Consider the following 20,771-nt stretch of genomic DNA (forward strand, 5'->3'; position numbering starts at 1 on the left):
TGAGGTCGACCGGGACGGTGAATTCGGTGAGCTCGCCGGCAAAGAAGGCCTCGAACTCGCCGCATGCGCGGTCGAGCCAGACCTGGGCGAGATTGGCGTTGCCGGTACGGGTTCGTGGCCGAACCCGTCGGGCGTTGGTCCTGGCGCCGCTGGTGAACACGCAACTGCTGAGCCCCTGGTCGGTGGCGCGCAGGGTCAGCTCGCCCAGCGGCGTGGCCATCGTCGTGTCCATGGTCATGTCGCTCCTCCGGGAGGGGCTGTGCGGGCGTGTGACGGGGGAACCCCGCTGGGCCAGGATCGGTTGCGGGACGGGGTGGGTGCCGTGTCCACGGTTGCGGGTGTCGTGGCTATCCCGGCAATCAAGGCTGTCTGCTCGCGGGTCGTCGGATGAGCAGGCCGTGCCGGAACTCCCAGTGCGTGGTGCTGGGCTCGGCGGAGTTCTCGTTCGTCGTGCCCGGGCTGGGCCGGTGGGCACCGTGGATGCCCTCGGTGGCGGCGCGGCCGGCCTGTCGTGGCAGGTCGGGGTCGGCCAGTGAGCTGAAGGCCACCGTGCGGGTCGGTGCCCAGGCGCCGGTCTCGGCGAGCCGGGGTCCGATTCCGCACCAGCCTGCGGGGGTGTCGGCGACGAGCCAGGCGTCGGCGTCTGCGATCAGCCGCGAGGCGGGCCGCAACCAGGATGCGGCCTCGGGCGGCCACGACACGACGGTCGCGAGCTGTCCACCGCGGGCCTCCCAGTGGTGCGCAGCGGCGCGGGCTCGGCGCGTCGAGTCGGGATCGCGTCCGTGTCCGACGGCGAGCACGGCCGGGTGGAGCGCGTCGAGCAACGCGAACAACGCGTCGAGCTCGCCGTCGATCGGATCGGCAACCCAAGGCCCACGCGACAGCGTCCGGAAGGTCATGTGCTGGTCAACACCGATCCCGCTGTGCCGGTTGCAGCATCGACCGCCCGGTCAACAACCGCGACGGCGGCGTGGGTGCTGCCAAGGGGTGCGACTGCCGTGGGGCCCGGCGGCGGCCTTGGCCGCTGCCGGGCCCTTTCGGGCACCCGAACTTAGTTCCGGAGGAGGTCCCGCAGGGCGCGGTCGATGAAGGCGACGGCGTCGGGGTCGGCGCCCAGCCCGGCGAAGTGGCCGTAGATGCTGGGGATCACCTGGACCTGACCATGGGGTACGAACTGGGACCAGTGCTGCTCGTCCTCGGGCGGGAAGTACAGGTCGGTGCGACACGGTAGGTCGAGCACGGGGCAGCGGATGGAACGCAGCGCGGCCTCGGTGTCGCCGTCGAAGCCGGGACTCTGGCCGACGTCGGCGTTGTTCCACGCTTCGACCATGGTGAGCAGGTTGTTGGGGTCGCGGTCGTCGAGGAAGAACGCCTCCCAGAACCCGGTGAGGAACTCCTCGAGGGTTGAGAAGCCGAGGTTGCGGTAGGCCTGCTGCCAGTAGAAGGCCTGGGAGAAGCCCCAGCCGGCGTAGACGCGGGCGAAGGCGCGCAGACCGTCGACGGGGGGCTTGTCGGGGTCGTAGCGCCCGCCGGCGAAGGTCTGGTCGGTGATGAGCGCGGCGCGCAGGCTGGCCAGGAACACCTTGTTGTGCTCGCTGGTCTTCGGTGAGCCGACGATCGGGGCGGCTCGCTCGACCATCTCGGGGTGGCTGACGGCCCATTGCCAGGTCTGCCCGGCACCCATGGAAGAGCCGACGACCAGGGCGAGTCGCTCGAGCCCGAAGTGCTCGGTGACCAGCCGGTGCTGTGCGGTGACCTGGTCGCGCATCGACAGGGCGGGGAAGTCGGCGCCGCCGTGGGGTGCCGGGGTGTTGCTCGGCGAGGACGACAGGCCGTTGCCGAGCTGGTTGGGCATGATCACGAAGTAGTCGTCGAGGGCCTTGCCCTCGCCGAGGGCCCATTCGTTGTCGCTGTGGTAGGCCGAGAACCAGGTCGGGAACAGCACGGCGTTCGAGCCATCGGTGTTGAGGGTGCCGTGGGTCTTGTAGGCCAGGGTGGCGTCGGGGAGCGTGACGCCGCCGGCGAGCGGGAGGTCGCCGAGCTCGTAGGTCTCGAAGTCGGTGGGCGGGGGCATCGCGAGGGTCTCCTCGGGTGGCGAACGGCCCGCGACGACGCGCCGAGCGGGCCGCACGGCCGGCACGGTGAGCGGCGACCGCGGAGCCGGTGCGGCTGGGACGGTTGCGGCTGTTTGATCGCGCCGCACACGCGGGCGTCCCGGCCAGGCAGGGCGCCCGCGTGTGCTGGCGGCTACTTCTCCGGGACGAGACCGAGCTGCTGCAGGGCGGTGAGGGCGCCCTCTTCGCCGATCTCCTCGGCGACCTTGCCGTCCACGATGCGGTAGACGGTGGTCCCGGTGAAGTGGATCTTGCGGCCGGTGTTGGCCGACAGCGAGCCCACGGGCAGGTCGTCGAAGGCGGGGCCGGTGTGGGTGCCCCCGCCCTCCCAGCGGCCGACCACGTACTCGCCCTCGGCGACCAGGTCACCCACGACGGAGAAGCTCACGTCGGGGAAGGCCTCGGTGAAGTCGATGAGGCACTGCTTGACCGCCTGCTTGCCGCGGCGCTCACCGTGCATGGGGTAGTGGAACAGGATGTCGTCGGTGGCCAGCTCGTCGACCACCTCCGGGTTGCCCTTGGCCCAGTACTCGGTGAACCACCGGACGGCGACGTCCTTGTTCTGCTGGATGTCCTGGGGCATCTTCGCCGCTCCCTTCTTGAGCTGCCTTGACGGCGTGCGGGTCCCACCGTGGCGCGCTCCCACCGCTCCCGCTGGCAAGAAACCGACACCAACGTGGCGCCCGAGGTTGATGTCGTTTTCTTGCTAGGGGGCGTTCTGGAGCGGTGGGAGGGTGGGGTGGTGATCCAGGACGTGCAGGGGTGTCTGCGCGCGGTCCGCGCGCGCGATGCGCGTTTCGACGGCTGGTTCTACTTCGCGGTGACCACCACCGGGATCTACTGCCGACCGAGCTGCTCGTCGGCGCCACCGAAGGCGCGCAACCTCCGCTTCTTCGCGAGCGCCGCCGCGGCCCAGCAGGGTGGGTTCCGGGCCTGCAAGCGGTGCCGGCCCGACGCGTCGCCGGGGTCTCCGCACTGGAATCAGCGGGCTGATGTGGTGGCGCGGGCGATGCGCCTGATCGCCGACGGGGTGGTGGACCGGGTCGGAGTCACCGGCCTGGCCGCTCAGCTCGGCTACAGCACGCGACAGGTCGAACGGCAGGTTCGAGCCGAGCTCGGCGCCGGCCCGGGCGCGATTGCGCGGGCGCAACGCGCCCAGACCGCCCGCACGCTGATCGAGACGACGTCCTTGCCGATGACCGAGATCGCCGCGGCGGCCGGGTTCGCCAGCATCCGGGCGTTCAACGACACCCTTAAGGACGTCTACGCGAGCAGCCCGAGCGAGCTGCGGCGACGGAACGCCCCACACGATCCCGAGGTGGCCGAGACGCCGGCGCCGTCGCTGCAGCTCCGGCTGCCGGTGCGGGCGCCGTTCGCCACGGCCCCGTTGTTCGACCACCTGGGGCGGGAGGCCGTTGCGGGGGTGGAGGCCTGGAGCAACGGGGTCTATCGGCGCACGGTGCGCCTGCCGCGCGGAGTAGGGGTGCTGTCGCTACGTCCGTTCGAGGATCACGTGTCCTGCCGGCTGACCCTGCAGGACCTGCGCGACCTCCCTCAGGCCATCCACCGTTGCCGCCGTCTGCTCGACCTCGACGCCGACCCGGTCGCGATCGATGACGTGCTTGCCACCGACCCGCCGCTGGAACCCCTGATCACCCAGCGGCCCGGGCTGCGCGTGCCCCAGACCGTCGACCCCCAGGAGCTGGCGCTGCGGGTCGCGCTGGGCCAGCACCTCTCCGACGAAGCAAACAGCGCGCACTGCGCCCGCCTGGTCAGGGTTCACGGTGACCGGCTACCCGAGGGCTTCGACCCCGAAGGGGAGTTGACCCACCTGTTCCCCACCGCCGAGTCCTTGAGCATGTGCGCACCCCACGTGCGGGCGCTGCCCGCCCCGCGCGGCCTGGTGATGGACGTGCTCATCACCGCTCTCTGCGACGGCGAGATCGAACTCGGTCTGGGCGCGGACCGCGAGCGTGCCCGTGCCCAGCTCGCCGCGGTGCCCGGGTTGGGCGCCAGCGCTCGAGAGCTGATCGCGATGCGCTGTCTGGGCGATCCTGACGCATTCCCGCCTGATGAGCCCTCCCTGCGCGCCGCGGCGCACCGGGCCGGGGTGGCCGTCGGGTCCGCTCTGAACGACCGGTCGCTGCGGTGGGCGCCGTGGCGGGCCTACGCCGCCGAGCATCTCTGGGCCTCGGCGGCATCACATCGCCAGGCAGCGCGGTCGCAGTGATCGGGCACAGTGACCGCGGATTGATGCTCGAGGGGATGTGAGATGTCGTCGTCAGTGATGCGCAAGGCCGCGTTCGACGGGGCCGCGGAGGACCGCCACGGCGGAGTCGCGAAGCGCGCGGTGACCTTGGACGGGATCACCGCGACCCGGGTGCGCTACGACCCCGGGTCGCGATGGTCGATCGACATGGCCCCCGACGCCGGCACCCCGACCTGCCCGCTTCCGCACGTCGCGGTCATGATCGAGGGCACGTTGCGGGTGAGGATGGACGACGGCAGCGAGCAGGACTTCCACGCCGGCGAGGTCATGATGCTGCCCGGCGGCCACGACGCATGGCCCGTGGGGGACCGGCCCGCGGCCTTCGTCGAACTCTCCCACGGCACCGACCACTACCAGGGGTCGGCGCGGGAGCGGTGAGGTCCGCGGGCCGGTCCGGGCTCAGGCGGTGAGGTGCTCCCGGAGCTCGGCGTTGAGGTCGCCGGGGTACTCCTCGGGCAGCAGCAGGTGCGCACCGAGAATCTCGGCCCGTCGCCGCACCTGGGGCAGGGTCTCGGCCAGCCAGTGCGACCACCCGACATCGAAGAAGATGTCGCCGGTGCCCCACACCACCAGGGTCGGCACATCCAGGGCCTTGAGCTCGTTCTCCACCGCGACGGTCTGGGCCGGGTCGAACCCGAGGATGAACGCCTCGAGCCCGGCGACGGTGTCGGTGCGATCGAGGTAGGGCAGCAGGTAGGCCTCGACGGTGCTGTCGTCGATCTTCTCGGGCCGGCTGTAAGCGCCGCCCAAACCGTCCGGGGCGCGGTAGCGGTCCGGGTCGTCGACCATCGCCTGCACGGTGGCCGCGAGCCCGCCGTCGCGGACCATCTCGACGAAGCCAGCGAAGTCCGCCGGCGGCCAGTTGTCGTGCACGTCGCCGTTGGTCAGGGCGAGGGTCCGGACGCGGCCGGGCTCGGCGACCGCGAACAGCTGGGCGATGCCGGTGCCGGAGTCGTTGGCGATCAGGTCGACCTGGTCGATGCCGAGGGCGTCGAGGAACTCCGCGAGCATCCGGGCCTGAGCGGTGAACGAGTGATCGGGACCGCGGGCGACCGAGTGGCCGTGGCCGAGCAGGTCGACCGCGACGCAGCGGCGCAGGTCGGACAGGTCGTCGAGCTGGTGGCGCCACAGGTAGCTGTTGACGATCACGCCGTGCACGAACAGGGCGACCGGGGCGTTCGGGTCGCCGGTCTCGACGTAGCCGATCTGACCGGAGGGGGTGTCGACGCTCGCGCGGCGGGCCTCGAACTCGGTGACGTCCATGGGGAGATTGCGGTCCTTTCGCCTCGAGAGCGCGGCTGTCGGGCGGGGTCAGCGGGCGTTGTGGAAGATCACGCCCAGGACGTGGCGGTCGCCGGTGTGCACCGCCGAGACGCCGTGACGCATCTGGACGCGGTGGTAGCCGCGGGCGCCCTGCTTCGGGCGGTAGCGCACCGGGAAGATCACGGCTTGGCCGAGACCGGGGCGGGCGACCATCGGGCGCGACTGCTGGCGCGGGCGCTGCTCGACGAACACGCTCTCGCCGCCGGTGAAGTCGACGTCGGGGGTGTTGAGCATGAACAGCAGCTGCAACGGGAAGGTCAGGTCGCCGTAGACGTCCTGGTGCAGGCAGTTGTAGCCGGTGGGTCCGTAGCGCAGCACCAGCGGCGTGGGCTTGTGCTGCCCCGCCGCCGAGCAGGCCTCGATCAGCTCGCCGTGAGTGTCGGGCCACGGGTCCTCCCCGAGAACCCCCGCCCACCGGTTCGCGACCGCGGCCATCGGCGGGTAGAGCCGGGTCCGCAGGGCCTGAACCAGGGGCGGGAGCGGGTCGGCGAAGTAGCGGTAGCGGCCCTCGCCGAACGAGAGCCGGGCCATGTCGATCGTGGAGCGGAACGCCCCGTCGTCGTCGAAGACCTCGATCATCTGCCGGCACTGGTCGGGGCTCAGCAGCGGCGGGGTCATGGCGAACCCGTTGCCGTCGAGCTGCAGGGCCAGGTCGTCCCAGTCCAGGCTGTCGAGCGCGGGAAGTGCCACGTCCCTCGACTGGGTGTCGGTCGTGGTGTCGGTCGTGGCGGGGGCGGCGGTCGGGCTCAACGTTCCTCCTGCTCGTGGACGGTTCCCCGCCCGAGGACGGGGACGCCGGGACGGACGTGTGCCGTGCCCGGTGCGTCGGTCGTGGGGTGGAACCCCGGCGGTGTCGGTCCGGTTGCAGCCCGGTCCCCGCGATCTCGCGGCGACCCTCGCCCCGCTCGCGGTGCCTCCTCGTCCGTGCCCGCCGTCCCCTGTCGGGTGTCGGCGCGCGCGCCGGCCCAGCGGCGGTAGGCGCCGGGGAGGCAAACCGCGCAGGGGCGGTAGCCGGCCGCGCGCGCGGTGGCCTCGTCGGCGAAGAACACCCGGTGGCGGGCGTAGTGGCCGCGGGCGAGCCAGCGCAGCGCGCTCGGGCAGTCGAGTCGCCCGTAGATGCGCTGGCGGCGGTGCCCGCCCCACGCTCCGGGCGTGCTCGACAGGTAGGGCCGGCCGTCCGCGCCGACCAGACGGTAGGTGCGTGCCGGGACGTCGGGCGTGGCGGGCGGGGTCACCGGGGTCCGCCGTCGTGCAGACCCGAGACGCGCAGCGTCAGGTTGAGCCGCTCGCCGGACTCGGTGCCGATCGGCGGCACGTCGCGCCCGGGCAGCAGCTTGGGTACACCGTGGTAGGCCAGCCGGTGCTCGCCGCCGAACACCAGCAGGTCACCGGAGCACAGCTCGACGTCGTGCCAGGGGCCGCGGCGGTGCTGCGGGCTGCCGATCCGGAAGACGCACGCGGTCCCGAGGCTCAACGACACCACCGGGTCGGGCGCGAGCTCCTCACGGTCCTGGTGCATCCCGAGCCGGGCGTCGCCGCGGTAGGAGTTCACCAGCGCCACGTCGGGGTGGTAGGCGGCGCCCGCGGCGGGGTCGTCGTAGGCGTCGGCGACGGCGTCGGCGCCGATCGCGGCGAGCCAGTCGGGGAAGGGTTGGACCGGCGACCCGTCCTGGTCGTCGCGGGTGCGGCTGTAGCGGTAGGGGATCCAGTGCCACCCCAGGCACACCGTCTCCACGCTCATCCGGGCTCCGCCGGGCAGGGTCGCGCGGCGCGCTCCCGGTCCCTGGCGGGCCCAGTCCCGGGCGGCCGCGACCAGCATCCGTTGTGCGGGCAGGTTGAGCCAGCCCGGGACGTGGACCACGCCCGGCGCGATGGTGCGTCGTGGGCGCGGGATCAGCTCGAGCGCGGCGTCGCCGTCCTCGGGTCTCACGGGGTCAGAGGTCATGAGCGCGGGCGTACTCGCTGCTCAGCAGCTGCTGCTTGGTCTCGGGACCGAACAGGTACTGCCCCGGGCTGCCGTCGCTGCGCACCACGCGGTGGCAGGGCACCAGCAGCGGCACCGGGTTGCGGGCCAATACCGATCCCGCTGCGCGGACCGCGCGCGGGCTGCCGGCCTCGCGGGCCACCCACGCGTACGGGCGGGTCTGCCCGAGCGGGATCGTGCGGGTCGCAGCGAGCACGTCGTGCTCGAACGCGGACAGGCCCTCCAGGTCTACCTCCGGGACGGAGCCCGGGCGTCCCCACAAGGCGTCGACCAGACCGGCCGGCGTGCTGTCGGCTCGACGCAGGGGGCGGCCGAAGCGGCGGCGGTGGGTCTCGAGGAACTGCTCGCCGGGTACGAGCGCGCTCGTGCGCACGAAGCTCACTCCGCGGCCGGTGTAGGCGACCAGCACCGGGCCCAGGGGACTCTCGGTGGTCAGCCACCGGTCGAACAGCCGGTCGAACAAGCCCTCGGTGAGCTCTGCCGGCGGGGGGCTCGCGAGGTTGGCCAGCTCGTCGAGCAAATCGGTCGACACGGCGTCGTCGGTCAGGTCGTCGGTCGGGTGGTCGGTCATGTCGTTCACGGGTTGCTCCTCGAGGTGGCCGCGGTGTGGACACCGTCGGGTGGGGTCATCAGGGCGCGTAGCCGGCTCAGGCCGCGCGAGACGTGGGACTTGGCGGTCCCCGGTGGACAGCCCAGGACTTCGGCGACTTCGTCGATGGGCAGGTCCACCACGTGCCGCAGCACCACCGCGGTGCGTTGCACGTCGGTCAGGCGCGCCAGCTGCGCGGCGAGCTCGTCGCTGGTCTCCGCGTCCTGGGCCCGGTCCTCCACACTGCGCTCGGTGCTCGGGCGATCCGGCGGCTCGGCGCCGTCCGCGCGCGGACGACGGGCGGCGTCCCGGACCTGGTTGCGGCGAGTGTTCACCACGATCGTGAGCAGCCAGGGCCGCGGTTGGAGCTCCCGCAACCTCGTCGCGTCGTAACCACGCAGGGCGCGGTAAGCGCGTAGCAACGACTCGGCGAGCAGGTCCTCCGCGTCCGCACGGTGCCCGGTGGTCCGCAACGCGACGGAGTACGCCACCGCCTGGTGGGCGCCGACCAGCCGGGCGAAGCCCTCGTCGAGGTCGTAGACGAGGGCCTCGCGCAGCTCCACAATCGCGTCGTCGGCCTCCCGGCCACCGGCCGGGTCCGCGGTGGTCGCGTCGGGCGCCGAGTGCGCACGGCGGGCCGTCGTGTTCATGCTCTGTCGAACACCGATCCGTCCTCCGGCGTTGCAGCGAGCGAACCGTCTTCTCGTTGCCGCAGACCGATCAGCCCGCCGCCGGGAGCTCCGCGGCGGTCTCGTGCTCGAGGTCGAGCAGCGCGCGCTTGCGCTCCACACCGCTGGCGTAGCCGATCAGGTCACCCCGTGCGCCCAGCACGCGGTGACACGCGACGAGCACCAGCACCGGGTTGCGGGCCATCACCCCGCCGACCCGCCGCGCGCCCTGCGGACCCGCACCGGCCCGGACCGCCAGCTCGCTGTAGGTCGTGGTGCGGCCGGCCGGCACTTCCTGCAGGGCTGCCAGCACCCGCCGGTCGAACTCGGGCACAGACCGCAGGTCCACCGGAACGGTGAACTCGGTCAACGCACTGGCGAAGTACGCGTCGAGCTCCTGGCAGGCACGGCTCAGCCACATTGACGCGGTGAACGTATCGCCGGCGGGGCGGGCTGTCTGCAGGTGCTTCCACGCCTTCGCGGGCGTGTCTTCGAAGGCACACAGGCTGATGCCGTGGTCCGTTGCGGACAACGAAGAGGACCGAGGGCGGTTGGGTGGGTAGTCGAGACGGTCACGGACACTCCTCACGGTGGTGCCGCCACGCGAGCGGCGATGCGAGTGCGCACCGGCCTAGAGCCTCTCGGCCTGGCTCTAACGGTGCGGCGGACACCTCCCTCGACCCCGCCATCCCAAGCCACGTTGCAGCGACCTCGAAGAGATGAACCACGCCACAGAGGGCCCGGGTATTTGCGACGCCTGCAACCGCGCCGAGCGATTGGGGTTCATCGACACATGCAGCACACCGAACAGACGCCCTGCCGCGACTGCGGTTCGACGCGAACCTGGATGGCTCGTCAGGTCGTCCACCACGGCGCCTGCCCGCACTACGGACGTCGCCTCGACGCACTCGACCGCTCCCAGCGCAACCTCTTCGAGCACCCCGACCTGGTCGAGCTCGATCTCTTCGCCGCAGCGTGGTACGAGGACTTCTGGGTGCATTGAGTCGGCTGTCGGTGCAGCGGGCTCTCCAGCGCTGACGACGCTCCCTAGTCGGTCGGGAGCCCGCGGCGGATGTTGGGGTTCTCGTGCCCTGCCGGGGCCGGTCCGGGGAACTGGGGTGCGGGGTCGAACTCGGGTCCGAGCACCTTGTCGGCGACGCGGGTCGCGGCCTCCCAGACCCGCGGAGCGGTCGGCTTCTCACGCCACCCCGAGGCCAGCTCTTCGAGCAGCTCGGACACGGCGGCTGCTGACGCCCGGTCGAGGCCGGCGAAGCCCCCAGGTCCGCGCACGCGGACCTTCTCGGCTGCTCGACGCATCGCGGCGGCCTGGGCTTCGCGCTCCGCTCGCCGGTACAGATCCCGATGGTTGACCATCGCACTCCTCCCTCCGGACAGACGCCAGGCACCTGCCGCGGGGGAGCGCGGCACGACCAGGTTCGCACACCAGGTGCTGGCCGGCGCCCGCTGCCCTGCGCGAGACGCCGACCCCGTTGTAGCCGCCGGACCCGACAGCGTGCGCCGCACGTCGATGCCGGGCCCCTTCGGGCGCCATCGTGTAGACCCGGTGCGGTGTCCCGCCCGCACAACCCCTCGCGTGCGGGTCTCGCGCGGGTGGCTCCGATGCTGGCCACCGCCGGCGAGGTACCGACCGGGCCGGGGTGGGCGCTGGAGCTGAAGTGGGACGGCATGCGGGCCCTGGCCTACGTCGAGGGCCCGAAGCCGGACGCGGTGACGCTGGTCAGCCGCAACCAGCGTGCGGTGACCGGCTCCTACCCCGAACTCGCGGCGGCGCTCGCCGAGACCGTCGGAACCCGCCAGGTTACGCTGGACGCTGAGGTCGTGGCCTTGTCGGTCCCCGCGCCGGGAGCTCCGGCGCGGCCGAGCTTCGACCGCTTGCAGCTGCGCATGGGCGTGGTGAAGCCGTCGGCAACGCTGCGCGCGGAGGTGCCGGTGACCTTCGTGGCCTTCGACGTCCTCGCCCTCGACGGCGAGACGGTCATCCACCGGCCCTGGGAGGAGCGCCGACGGCTGCTTGAGGGGCTGGGACTGGACGCCCACCCACGCCTGACGACGTCGCCGTGGCTCGAGGGCGTCGACCCGGCGGCTGCGCTCGCGCTCGCCGAGGCCCACGGCATGGAGGGCGTGCTGGCCAAGCGCCGCGACGCTCCCTACCGGTCGGGTCGGACACACACCTGGATCAAGACCCCGATCTGGCGCACGGTCGAGGCCGTGATCGGCGGGTGGGCGCCGGGTCGCGGGCGCAACCACGACAGCCTCGGCGCCGTCCTGCTCGGTCTGCCCGAGGCCGACGGGCGCCTGCGCTACATCGGTCACGTCGGCACCGGCTTCACCCACGCTGCCCGCGACCGGATGCGCGAGCAGCTCGTCGCCGACGCCATCGACGACAGCCCCTTCAGCACGGCTGTGCTCGAGGAGCGCGCGGCTCGGTGGTGCGCGCCCAAAATCGTGGGCGAGGTGCGGTTCCGCAGCTGGACCGACGACGGGCACCTGCGCCACCCGAGCTGGCGCGGCCTGCGGCCCGACCGCGACGCCGACGAGCTCCGAGCACCCGCCCGCTCGTAGCGGACGGGCGCTCGGGACGGCTGCCTACTCGGCGAGCTTGGCGATGGACTGAGCCCAGAGAAAGTACTTGTTGGTGCCCAGGTCGCGCACGGTCTTGATGTTGAAGGCGTCCTTGAGCTTCTGGGCGTCGCCCTCGCTAACCCCCTGGAGCGCCTCCACCGGCGCGTCCGCGATCTCCGCGATCGTCTTGTCCTCGTAGGCCTTGTCGACCTTGCCGGCGATGTCACCCCAACAGTCGGTTCCTCCCATGGGCTGACGCCCCAGCATCGATGTGCCAGCCGGCGTCGTGAGCGGGTTGCTGCCGGGCCTTCTGTGCCCGCCCAGCGTCGCGATGCATATCCGCGTGGCTCGAGAACCCGATTTCTGGTCTGGCATCGCCGTCCCCTCACTTCCCGTGTGCCTCAAGGCCGGCGGGCCGAGCGTGCCTGCGGCACCGAGGTGGACGCCGCTGCGCGGCGGTCGGGGCTGGAGGGCCCCGGAGCTTGATCGGGCCGCCCCTCACGGTCAAGGGCGCTGCGCGTCGCTGCGCGACCGGACTTCGTCCGGCCCTTGACCGCGAGCCTCGGCGGCCCGCTCGGCGCCCTTCGGGCGGTGGAGGCAGCAAGCGCCTCCGCCCACCGCCCGGGGCCCACCAGCCCCGACCTCTTCTCCGGTCGGAGGCCACCATGACCACCCAGCCGCATCTCGACCCACGCACCGACGCCGATCTGCTCGCCGACCATGTCGCCGGAGACACCGACGCGCTCGCGGTCCTGGTGCACCGCTACCAGCGGGTGCTGCTGACTCTCGTTCGGCGGATGGCGTGGTCAGAGCCGGACCCCGAGGCCGTGGTGCAGGAGGTGTGGCTGCGCGTGCTCAAGAGCGCGGCGGCGTTCAAGGGGGAGGCGAAGGTGTCGACCTGGCTGCACCGCATCACCGTGAACGAGGCGCTGAGCGCCGCGCGCCGACGCAGGGCCAGGCCCTTCACACCGATCGGGGAGCTGTACAAGTCGCACGAGCAGCCCGACCGCACCGACACGGGCGACCCCTCGCTGGAGGTTGTCGACCGCGAGCACGCGGCGGCCGTGTTGCCCGACCTGCTTGCGCTGTTGCCGAGGGATCAGCGTCTGGTGCTGGAGGTGCTCCACCTCGACGGACTCACGAACGAGGAGGCCGCGGAGCTCCTGGGCGTGGCCGTCGGAACGGTGAAGTCGCGGGCCCACCGTGCCCGCGCAGCCATCCTGGCCCAGCTCGCGACGCGGAGTCGGCGAGGAAGGGCCGACCGGTGACGGAGGCTCGCCGTTTCCACCTGCTTCGCGAGGGTGGGAACGGCGAGCCACCAAGCTGCGTCAGACCAGCATGAAAATCCACCAGTGCGCTATGGACGAGCCCCATGCCGGCGCTCGCGGCGCTTCTCGGGACGCGATCAGCCGGCTGTTCGCTGCCGCCCTCGACGGCGACGACCGCGCCGAAACCGCCCTGCACCTGCTGGCCGGCCTCGACGACACCGCACGCCGCGCATCCTGGGCACTCCTACGTGCGGACCAGAAGTGTGCACAGCCGACCCCGCCTTGGGTGCTCGCGAGCATCGACCGGACCCTGGCGACGCTCCGACACCTTCAGCGCCAGTCGTGAGGCTCCGACCGAACATTGCACTGGCAGTAGTGGTCGAGCCGCAGGGAGTCCTGTTCATCGAGCGGCCCGACGGCGTTCCACCGGTCGCGTTCCCGGGAGGCAAGGTCGAGCCCGATGAGACCGTCGAGCAGGCTGCGGTCCGGGAGACCGACGAGGAAACCGGTCTCAGCGTTCGAACGGTCCATGTCATCGGTGGCCGCGTTCACCCCACGACCGGGGCGCGCATCGCGGACGTCGCCGCCGAGCTCGTCGTGCCGTCGGACTCCGTGGGCCCGATTCGGGAGGTGGGCGGCGAGGAGGTGGTCGCGTTCTGGCGGCCGGTAGCCGAGTCGCTGAGCCTTCTGGGGCCGACCCTGTTCGGGCCGGTCCGTCGCTACCTCGAGGACCTGTGGGCTGGTCGGCCCGCGACACCCTGACCCGCCGGCCGTCAACTTCTCGACGCGGTCGCCGCCCTGGTCGATGAGGACCTTCTCACCGTTTCAAGCCAGCCTGTCGGACTAGCCTGCGTCGCCAGTCCAAGGACCGAGGCCGTCAACCGACGGTGGGACTGCGGTCCCTCAGGTGCTCTCTTTCGACGTGGTCACGTCGTCGTCTCGTCTGCGGCTTTCGCCCTTGTTGTCCAGCACGTGGACGGTCTGCCCCGTATGCAGCGGCGCCCCGTCGGGGCCTTTGAGGTGAGGGTTGATCCAGACAGGTCGGTGGTCACCACGACTGGGGTACCACTGCCGACGCCAATGACCACGCACGGTCCACCGCACCCTGTACCGCGCCGGTGCTCCTTCTTCGGGATTCGGGTGGTCCTCGGTGTGCCGGATCATCCGCACGACGCGAACGGCGGGGGGTTCGCGCCCGTCGCGTTTGGCGCGTCGACGTTCCGAGCGGGACAGCGCCGCGGTGTCGATGTCGGCGACGCCGGGTTGGTTCATCAGGAGCCACGTGGCCCGGACGATCATGCCGGTGTGCATGGTGCCACCGGCGATGTCGGCGCCTCGGGTGTTCTCGTCGACGTCCTCGACGCTGGCGAGCTCGTTGGAGGCGGTGGTCAGGGTGGCCAACTGCCCGGTAGCGCCATAGAGCATGGTGACCTCGTTCTCCCACGCCAGCGGACCGACTGTTCGGTGGGCGTGGTCGAGGGCGCGGGCCAGGGGCACTCCGTGGCGTTGGTGGATCTGCGCCGCGACGGCGTCGGGCTGCTTCCAAGTCCATTGGGTCATCCACAGGCCGCGCTCGCGGGTTAGGCGCATCAGGGGCGAGTCGCCCCAGGAGACCGCGACGATCGAGGTGGGCTGTCCGTCGAAGTCCCCGCCCTCGTTGAGGTAGGTCGCGATCGGCTCCGCGAACACGCAGAACCCCGCAGGTGCCGGCACATCTGTGGGATGCAGACCGTGCACCGGCAACGTCTCGGTCGCGGCCACCGCGAGCCGGGTCATGTCGGCATCCACGTAGAACAGCTCCGCGGCCTTGAGCCGCTCGAGCTCTTCCTCCATCAGGATGCGGGCATCGCGTCTGAGATTGCCGGTGCGCGGCGAGATCGCGCCGCGGCCCTCGCCCAGTGCGGATACCACCGAGGCGTGCATCGCGGGCCCGCCTAGGTAGTCGATCAGCCGCGCTCTGAGATCAGGCATCTCGCTGGGGCAAGGTGGCTTCCAGGAAGGCTCCAGCCCGGCAGAGTCCATGCGAGCAGTGTGCGGAGTGGGACCGACAAGGAGGTCCAGGTTGGGGGAAGAGCAGCAACGAGTTGACCGTCTTGTGAGTCGTCGCTGCCGGCCTGCGTAGCCGCATTGCCGTCGTAGTCGTAACGGGGGCGACGACGCGACCGACGGACGTCCCGAAAGCGTCGACGTGGGGGAGGCACCGTGGGACTGCTGTGGCGGCTGTTGGCGCCGAAGCCGATCAAGAAGGCGCGCCGCTCGGTGGGCAAGGTTGCCAACCCGGTCCGCACACTGACGCCCAAGCCGATCAAGAAGGTGCAGCGCTCGGTCCGCACGGTCACCAACCCGGCGTCGGCTATCGAGCGCATGTTCGAGGACCAGGTCGTTCGCGCCGTCCGCGGCAGTGAGAGGGGTCGGCGCCGCGCGAGCACCGCCCGCAGTCGCGCCGCAACCCCGCCGCCCGTGGTTCAGGCCACCGGGGCGACTACCGCAGAGGTCCGGCGCTGGGCGCAGCGCTCGGGCATCCCGGTGTCCGACCGTGGCCGGCTCTCCGGTCACGTCGTCGCCGCCTACGTGCAGGCACACCGACGATAGGTCATGGACCGTGTAGTACCTCCGGATTCGTCCCACCCGGGTCGCTGGCCTGCATGATCACCGTCTGACAGTGTCTGTTGTTGTCTACCAGTGCGTCCCGCGTCTTCTACTCGATCTGTACCGACGTGCCGAGCCAGACAGACCTCGCGTGCCACCAGCTGAAGTACCAACCTAGCTATATGACCTAGGTCACAATCACGGGATACCATGGCGTGCTGCTCGAAGATCGGAGAGCCAGCCAGCTGTCACCGACGTCGTATGGGAGCCTCCGCGCATGTCAGACGTGTCTCCCCTCATCGAGGGCGCGTCGATCGTCCTGGCCGGCTCGATGAACCCTGGAATATTTCACCCGCAATGGCTCGCGCGAAACGATCTGATAAGGGTCGCAGAGGCTGAAAGTGCCGAGAACGTGGTCGTTACTCCAGAGTTCGCCCGCTTCGAGGTCGAGTGGTTCACGGTAGAGGTGCTCCCCGAGCGTCTTACTGTACTTACTCAAAGCTCGCCGTTCTACAGCTCCCTGCGTGATCTAGTCTTCTCAATTGTGAAGTTGCTACCTCACACGCCGGTGGACGCAATTGGGCTCAATCGCAGTGCTCATTTCGGACTAAGTAGTTCTGACGTGTATGACAAGTTAGGCCACCGCTTAGCTCCAAAAGACATGTGGCGGGAAGTGTTGGATCGTCCCGGGATGCGACGAGTATCCATCCAAGGCGAGCGCACGGACGGTAAACTCGGGATGGTTTTGGTCTCGGTTGAACCTTCCGTTCAAGTGCATAATGGCTTGTTCATCGACGTGAACGACCATTTCGTTCGCGGAGACGCTACTGGTGCAGACTTCGACGCGTGGATCGAGGACGTTTTCACTAGTTGCTGGAAGACTCATCTTTCGAGCGTCCACAATATACAATCGAAGATTCTTGAGTACGCAGAGGAGTCTAGCCAGTGACTCGCTCAGTGAACACCGCCCGATCGGCGTTGGGGAATGGGGAGCAGGGCGACCTCGATAGCTTGGATGATGTCGAGACGCATTTGCTCGACCGAGGGAGACGTCTACCGCCGAGCGAGGTAGAGAGGCAGAAGACACTAAGCTCGACTTCTGCGCTGGAACGTGAGTTTAGTAGGCAAGGGCGATTTGCCACGAAGACCGGGCCGGAGAGGCGACGCTTCATTGCCCCGCGCATTCGCCCCGGGGTCTCCGCAAAGCCCGAAAAGTTTGTTCCTCTCGAAGGCTGGGAGGGGGTTGTCGAGTCTGTTTCTGACGGCTCTTTCGGAGCAAGAGTGCTAAGCATGGACTTGCTTGCCGATGAGGAGACCGTCGAGCTTCCTTTGCGAGAGGTTTCCGATGAGGATTTACGGCTAGTGGAGCCGGGGGCAGTCTTCTACTGGACGATTGGATATGCCATAACAAGGGGAGGCCAGAGGCGGCGCGAATCCCTCTTAAGATTCCGTCGCATTCCAACGGTAACGGCTAGCGAAGATCGCGTACGGGGCGAGTGGGTCGCGGAGGTAGCCAAGAATTGGTTGCCCTAGAGGCCAGCGCTCCGGCCCGCGACGAGCGGGAAGTTACGCTCCTCGGTCCCGGCTACGGCGAAAGCGTCGTAGTCCATCTTGGCGGGGCCAAGTGGATGATCGTCGACTCGTGCATCAATCGGTCAACAAGGCGCCCCGCAGCCCTAACCTACTTAGACAGTATAGGAGTAAGCCCTGAAGCAGTAGTTGCAGTTGTTGCAAGCCACTGGCACGACGACCATATTCGTGGGTTGGCGGAGATTGTATCCGAATGCGCCGGCGCCGAGTTCATCTGTTCCTCGGCTCTCGCGACCCGCGAGTTTCTGCAATTGGTGTCGACCGACGGTCTGAGTCAAACTCGACTCACCTCTGGAGTGGCTGAATTCCGGAAGGTCTTGGATGTTGTGACAGGCAGAGACCCTGCAGTCGCGAGCCGAACTCCAAAATTTGCCGCAGCCGACATGATCCTTTGGGAAGGCAGCAATGAAGCGTCGGGGACGCGAGTCGTTGCTCTAACCCCGTCTTCGGCGGCCCAGCTAAGCGCAAGCCAGACAATCGCTCGGTTGGTGCCAAGTGTTACGAGTAAGCGGGTGCGGATCCCTGACCTTCGACCTAATGACTACTCTGTCGCTGCCATGCTGGATCACGCGTCTCACGGTGCTTTGCTGGGGGCTGACTTGGAGACAACTTCGGCTCCTGATACCGGCTGGAACGGAGTCTTCGGTAATAGCGTGAGCGTTTCGCCAGCCAGTCTATACAAGGTAGCCCACCATGGATCGGAGACTGGTCACCATGACCAGATATTTACAGATCTGATGGCGCCGATGGGGGTCTGCGTGTTGACCCCTTTTCGTCGAGGCAAGGTTTCCTTGCCCCTCGAAGATGACGTGTCGAGAATAGTTGCAAGATCCGGAGGGGAGCTCTACTCGACAGCTCTCGGCCGGGGTCGAGATGCACCACGAGACGCCGCCGTAACTCGGACTCTCCGAGACATGGGAGCGACAGTCGAGAAGATAGACCCGGTGATGGGGACTGTGCAATTGAGGCGGCGTCCAGATGAGAAGGAATGGCGTATCGGCCTGAGTGAGTCGGCTGGGCGGTTGGGCTGAATCGCCAGTGACTCATGCGCGACCTTGTTGTCATCCGTCGACCTGGCTTTAGTCGGATACCGTCGTCGGTGGGCGGCAACCTCGAGTATGAGCGGATCGGACTGACCATGCTTGCCCCTTGTCAACGGCCAGTTCGTGGTCCCCGCTGGTGGCCGGGTGAAAGTCCCCGGTCCTGGGGTTGTTCAGCTGCTGGCGGCCGGCTTCGCTCCCTTCGTTCGGGCTTGGCGCATGCGGTAGGACTCGCCGTCGGTGACGACGACGTGGGCGTGGTGCAGGAGTCGGTCCAGCAGGCTGACCGCGGTGGTGTGTTCGGGTAGGAACCGGCCCCATTGCTCGAAGGGCCAGTGCGAGCTGATCGCCAGTGAGCGGCGTTCGTAGGCGGCGGCGACGAGCCGGAACAGCAGTTGGGCGGCGGTGTCGTCGAGCGGGGCGAACCCGATCTCGTCGATGATGATCAGGTCGTGGCGCAGGGTCTGGTCGATGATGCGGCCGACGGAGTTGTCGGCCAGGCCGCGGTAGAGGGATTCGACGAGGTCGGCGGCGGTGAAGTAGCGGACCCGGTGCCCGTGCTCGACGGCGGCGTGTCCGAGAGCGACGAGCAGGTGGGACTTGCCGGTGCCGGCCGGGCCGACCAGGGCGAGGTTCTCCGCGGCGCGGATCCACTCGAGGCTGGCGAGGTAGTCGAACGTTGCTGGTGGGATCGAGGAGACGCCGACGTCGAACTCGGCGAGGGACTTCTCGACCGGGAACCCGGCAGCGCGGCGACGGTTGATGGTGTTGGAGGCCTCGCGGGCGGCGATCTCGGCTTCGACCAACGTGCGCAGCAGTTCCTCGGGCCGCCAGCGTTGGGTGCGGGCGGTGACCAGCAGTTCGGGGGCCAGCCGACGCATCGCGGCGAGCTTGAGCCGCTTGAGCCCTGCTTCGAGATCTGCTTCCAGCGGCGGTGGCGCGGTCGCGGTCATGACGCGTCACCGGACCCGGCGGCGTCCGGGCTGATCTTGTAGGCGTCCAGGGGGCGGGTGGGGACGCTGGGGAGCTCGACGACCAGGGCGTCGCCCGCCGGACGTGGGGTCGGGGTGTGCCCGGCGGCGAGGATGGAGCGCACGTCCTCGGCGCGCCAGCGCCCGAACGCGGTCGCCCGGGTCAGGGCCTCGAGCAGCGCCTCGGTGCCGTGGGCGCGTCCGAGGTCGACCAGCTCGCCCAGATCGGCCGCCAGGCGGGTGGAACCGGCCGCGGCGGCGCCGGTCAGGAACGCCTGCGCGGCCGGGCCGAGCGCGCAGAACGCCTTCTCCGTCGCGGTCCGGGGCCGGACCGCCCGCGTCGGGACCACTGGTCGCGCGGCCGGGTAGTGCGCGTCGAGGATCGAGACCTCTCCCGGGCCGACGACCGGGTGGCAGGCCAACAGCTGCGGCGGAGTCGCTCCGGTCTGGCGGGTCAGGATCGACAGCTCACCGGCGTGGACGCGGATCTCGACGCTGTCACCGATCGCGGCCGACGGGACCGAGTAGCGCGCCGAGCCGTGCCGGATGCAGGACAGCCGGTCGACCTTGCGGAACATCGCCGGACCCCCGATGCGTGGTCGCAGCGCCGGGAGCCCGCCGAGCAGGGCGAGTTCATGGTCTCTGAGGCGTTCGGCCGGGACCGCGGCGATCTCGGAGTGGATCGCGGCGTTGACCTGCGTGCACCATCGGGCCGCGGCCGCGTTCGCCGCCACCAGATCGAGCCCGGCGCCACCACCAGCGCCACCACCAGCGCCACCACCAGCGCCACCACCAGCGCCACCACCAGCGCCAGGACGAGCGTGGGGACGGTCGGGGTCGACGAGTTCGCAGCCGATCATCAGGTCGGACTTGGCGTAGCCGACGAGGTTCTCCACGATCCCCTTGGACTCCGGGTCGTGGCCTTCGCAGAAGTCCGGGCGGAACCGGTAGTGGGAGGCGAACCGGACGTAGTCCGGGGTCGGGACGACTCGGCCCGCGACGATGTCGGCGCGCAGGCAGCCCATCCGGTCCGCGAGGACGACCTTGGGGACCCCGCCGAGGGTCTCGAAGCACTCAGCGAGCAGCGAGAACGTGGTCGCGGCGCGTTCGTCGGCGGCGAAGCGCACGAACCGGACCCGCGACCACGCCAGGACCGCGCAGAACACGTGCAGCCCACCCAGGACGCCCCAGTCGATCACGAGGTGCTCGCCCGGGGCCCAGACCGCCGGGCGCCGCCCGCGGTGATGGGTCCGGCGCCACTCGGACTTCGCGGCCGCGACCAGCCGACGGAAGTTGCGTCCGGAGCCTTCGTAGCCTTCGGCGACCGCCAGCGGCAGCAGCCGCTTGGCCGACATCCGCCCCTTCGTCTCGGCGATCTTGTCGATCACGACCTGGGTCACGGCGTCGTAGTTGCGTGGCCGCGGCCTGCGCTCCGGCGCGATCCCGCCGGCCTCGTGGCGCTCGATGACCCTACGCACCGTCTTCGGCGTCGTTTCACAGATCGCGGCCGCGCCGCGGTAACTGCCCACCTCCCGGTAGGCCGAAATGATGTCCATCCGTTCCCTCGCAGACTTCAATGGCAGACCCCTGGGCGGTGCGGTGACTGGCTCGACACCGCCACCGTCACCGCCCAGGGCCCCACCGCCGGCACGACACGACGAGGGACCGGCGACTCCTACTCGGCCACCCGCGGGGACCTCACACGGCCACCCGCGGGGACCTCTACCTGGCCAACACCGAGGACTTTTTCATGGCCACGGACACCCCTCACCGGCGCTGTGAG

Annotated in this window: 25 protein-coding genes and 1 pseudogene; 10 read left to right on the top strand and 16 right to left on the bottom strand. The window is 69.9% G+C overall.

Annotation, left to right across the window (positions count from 1 at the left end; translation table 11 throughout):
• Positions 1-13: 13 nt before the first annotated feature.
• From EV188_RS33165 to EV188_RS02190, 4 genes and pseudogenes are all read right to left on the bottom strand, one after another.
• Positions 14-238, bottom strand: a pseudogene (locus EV188_RS33165) (hypothetical protein); the annotation flags it as partial.
• Between the two features lie 121 nt (positions 239-359).
• Positions 360-899 carry a hypothetical protein gene (locus EV188_RS02180; RefSeq protein WP_133824579.1) on the bottom strand — a complete coding sequence of 180 codons (540 nt, stop codon included), beginning with the start codon at positions 897-899 and terminating at the stop codon, positions 360-362.
• 152 nt (positions 900-1,051) lie between these two features.
• Positions 1,052-2,074, bottom strand: coding sequence for an alpha/beta fold hydrolase (locus EV188_RS02185; RefSeq protein WP_133824580.1), 1,023 nt, complete (start codon positions 2,072-2,074; stop codon positions 1,052-1,054).
• 173 nt (positions 2,075-2,247) lie between these two features.
• Positions 2,248-2,697 (bottom strand): ester cyclase, encoded by a 450-nt coding sequence (locus EV188_RS02190; RefSeq protein WP_133824581.1) that lies wholly within the window; start codon positions 2,695-2,697, stop codon positions 2,248-2,250.
• A 159-nt stretch (positions 2,698-2,856) separates the two neighbouring features.
• Here EV188_RS02190 and EV188_RS02195 point away from each other — a divergent pair, with 159 nt between their 5' ends.
• Positions 2,857-4,344 carry a bifunctional transcriptional activator/DNA repair enzyme AdaA gene (locus EV188_RS02195; protein ID WP_133824582.1) on the top strand — a complete coding sequence of 496 codons (1,488 nt, stop codon included), beginning with the start codon at positions 2,857-2,859 and terminating at the stop codon, positions 4,342-4,344.
• A gap of 42 nt (positions 4,345-4,386) precedes the next feature.
• Positions 4,387-4,761 (top strand): cupin domain-containing protein, encoded by a 375-nt coding sequence (locus tag EV188_RS02200; RefSeq protein WP_133824583.1) that lies wholly within the window; start codon positions 4,387-4,389, stop codon positions 4,759-4,761.
• Between the two features lie 21 nt (positions 4,762-4,782).
• On the opposite strand, the gene EV188_RS02205 is transcribed toward EV188_RS02200, so the two are convergent.
• From EV188_RS02205 to EV188_RS02235, 7 genes are all read right to left on the bottom strand, one after another.
• Entirely contained in the window at positions 4,783-5,646 is an 864-nt protein-coding gene (locus tag EV188_RS02205) for an alpha/beta fold hydrolase (protein ID WP_133824584.1), read from the bottom strand.
• 48 nt (positions 5,647-5,694) lie between these two features.
• Positions 5,695-6,456 carry a 2OG-Fe(II) oxygenase gene (locus tag EV188_RS02210; RefSeq protein ID WP_243741423.1) on the bottom strand — a complete coding sequence of 254 codons (762 nt, stop codon included), beginning with the start codon at positions 6,454-6,456 and terminating at the stop codon, positions 5,695-5,697.
• A complete protein-coding gene (locus tag EV188_RS02215) occupies positions 6,453-6,941 on the bottom strand; it encodes an Ada metal-binding domain-containing protein (RefSeq protein ID WP_133824585.1) in 489 nt (162 codons plus the stop codon). The genes EV188_RS02210 and EV188_RS02215 overlap by 4 nt, the downstream gene beginning before the upstream one ends.
• On the bottom strand, positions 6,938-7,636 hold the full coding sequence (locus EV188_RS02220) for an alpha-ketoglutarate-dependent dioxygenase AlkB family protein (protein ID WP_243741424.1): 699 nt from the start codon (positions 7,634-7,636) through the stop codon (positions 6,938-6,940). The genes EV188_RS02215 and EV188_RS02220 overlap by 4 nt, the downstream gene beginning before the upstream one ends.
• 4 nt (positions 7,637-7,640) lie before the next feature.
• The gene (locus EV188_RS02225; protein ID WP_208114011.1) at positions 7,641-8,261 is read right to left on the bottom strand and encodes a methylated-DNA--[protein]-cysteine S-methyltransferase; all 621 of its coding nucleotides are present in this window, start codon (positions 8,259-8,261) and stop codon (positions 7,641-7,643) included.
• Positions 8,262-8,266: 5 nt separating this feature from the next.
• Positions 8,267-8,929, bottom strand: a complete 663-nt coding sequence (locus tag EV188_RS02230) for an RNA polymerase sigma factor (protein WP_133824587.1) — start codon at positions 8,927-8,929, stop codon at positions 8,267-8,269.
• 70 nt (positions 8,930-8,999) lie between these two features.
• Positions 9,000-9,479 carry a methylated-DNA--[protein]-cysteine S-methyltransferase gene (locus EV188_RS02235; RefSeq protein WP_133824588.1) on the bottom strand — a complete coding sequence of 160 codons (480 nt, stop codon included), beginning with the start codon at positions 9,477-9,479 and terminating at the stop codon, positions 9,000-9,002.
• A 315-nt stretch (positions 9,480-9,794) separates the two neighbouring features.
• Here EV188_RS02235 and EV188_RS31330 point away from each other — a divergent pair, with 315 nt between their 5' ends.
• Positions 9,795-9,950, top strand: a complete 156-nt coding sequence (locus tag EV188_RS31330; RefSeq protein WP_166659678.1) for a hypothetical protein — start codon at positions 9,795-9,797, stop codon at positions 9,948-9,950.
• A 44-nt stretch (positions 9,951-9,994) separates the two neighbouring features.
• Here the strand turns inward: EV188_RS31330 and EV188_RS02240 are convergent, their stop codons facing one another.
• The gene (locus EV188_RS02240; RefSeq protein WP_166659679.1) at positions 9,995-10,264 is read right to left on the bottom strand and encodes a hypothetical protein; all 270 of its coding nucleotides are present in this window, start codon (positions 10,262-10,264) and stop codon (positions 9,995-9,997) included.
• A gap of 303 nt (positions 10,265-10,567) precedes the next feature.
• On the opposite strand from EV188_RS02240, the gene ligD reads away from it, so the two are divergent.
• Positions 10,568-11,530 (top strand): non-homologous end-joining DNA ligase, encoded by a 963-nt coding sequence (gene ligD, locus EV188_RS02245; RefSeq protein WP_133824590.1) that lies wholly within the window; start codon positions 10,568-10,570, stop codon positions 11,528-11,530.
• A gap of 24 nt (positions 11,531-11,554) precedes the next feature.
• On the opposite strand, the gene EV188_RS32390 is transcribed toward ligD, so the two are convergent.
• Entirely contained in the window at positions 11,555-11,905 is a 351-nt protein-coding gene (locus tag EV188_RS32390) for a hypothetical protein (protein WP_243741425.1), read from the bottom strand.
• A 290-nt stretch (positions 11,906-12,195) separates the two neighbouring features.
• Between EV188_RS32390 and EV188_RS02255 the strand changes: the two genes are divergently transcribed.
• From EV188_RS02255 to EV188_RS32135, 3 genes are all read left to right on the top strand, one after another.
• Positions 12,196-12,798, top strand: coding sequence for a sigma-70 family RNA polymerase sigma factor (locus EV188_RS02255; RefSeq protein ID WP_133824591.1), 603 nt, complete (start codon positions 12,196-12,198; stop codon positions 12,796-12,798).
• 91 nt (positions 12,799-12,889) lie between these two features.
• Complete coding sequence (locus EV188_RS32130) at positions 12,890-13,144, top strand: hypothetical protein (protein ID WP_208113950.1); 255 nt, start codon at positions 12,890-12,892, stop codon at positions 13,142-13,144.
• Entirely contained in the window at positions 13,141-13,560 is a 420-nt protein-coding gene (locus EV188_RS32135) for an NUDIX hydrolase (protein ID WP_279536696.1), read from the top strand. Before EV188_RS32130 ends, EV188_RS32135 begins: the two co-directional genes overlap by 4 nt.
• A 141-nt stretch (positions 13,561-13,701) precedes the next feature.
• Here the strand turns inward: EV188_RS32135 and EV188_RS02265 are convergent, their stop codons facing one another.
• Positions 13,702-14,820 (bottom strand): hypothetical protein, encoded by a 1,119-nt coding sequence (locus EV188_RS02265; protein WP_133824593.1) that lies wholly within the window; start codon positions 14,818-14,820, stop codon positions 13,702-13,704.
• 180 nt (positions 14,821-15,000) lie between these two features.
• Between EV188_RS02265 and EV188_RS02270 the strand changes: the two genes are divergently transcribed.
• The 3 genes from EV188_RS02270 to EV188_RS33170 all read left to right on the top strand — a co-directional run bounded on the left by EV188_RS02270 (position 15,001) and on the right by EV188_RS33170 (position 18,008).
• Positions 15,001-15,390, top strand: coding sequence for an Lsr2 family DNA-binding protein (locus tag EV188_RS02270; protein WP_133824594.1), 390 nt, complete (start codon positions 15,001-15,003; stop codon positions 15,388-15,390).
• Positions 15,391-15,664: 274 nt separating this feature from the next.
• Positions 15,665-16,336: a cupin domain-containing protein gene (locus EV188_RS02275; protein ID WP_133824595.1), complete on the top strand. Its 672-nt coding sequence runs from the start codon at positions 15,665-15,667 to the stop codon at positions 16,334-16,336.
• Between the two features lie 547 nt (positions 16,337-16,883).
• A complete protein-coding gene (locus EV188_RS33170; protein WP_133824596.1) occupies positions 16,884-18,008 on the top strand; it encodes an MBL fold metallo-hydrolase in 1,125 nt (374 codons plus the stop codon).
• Positions 18,009-18,190: 182 nt separating this feature from the next.
• Here the strand turns inward: EV188_RS33170 and istB are convergent, their stop codons facing one another.
• A complete protein-coding gene (istB, locus tag EV188_RS02285; RefSeq protein WP_133824597.1) occupies positions 18,191-18,970 on the bottom strand; it encodes an IS21-like element helper ATPase IstB in 780 nt (259 codons plus the stop codon).
• Complete coding sequence (istA, locus tag EV188_RS02290; RefSeq protein WP_133824598.1) at positions 18,967-20,565, bottom strand: IS21 family transposase; 1,599 nt, start codon at positions 20,563-20,565, stop codon at positions 18,967-18,969. Before istA ends, istB begins: the two co-directional genes overlap by 4 nt.
• Positions 20,566-20,771: the final 206 nt, after the last annotated feature.

The sequence above is a fragment of the Actinomycetospora succinea genome (genome assembly GCF_004363095.1).
Lineage (GTDB): Bacteria > Actinomycetota > Actinomycetes > Mycobacteriales > Pseudonocardiaceae > Actinomycetospora > Actinomycetospora succinea.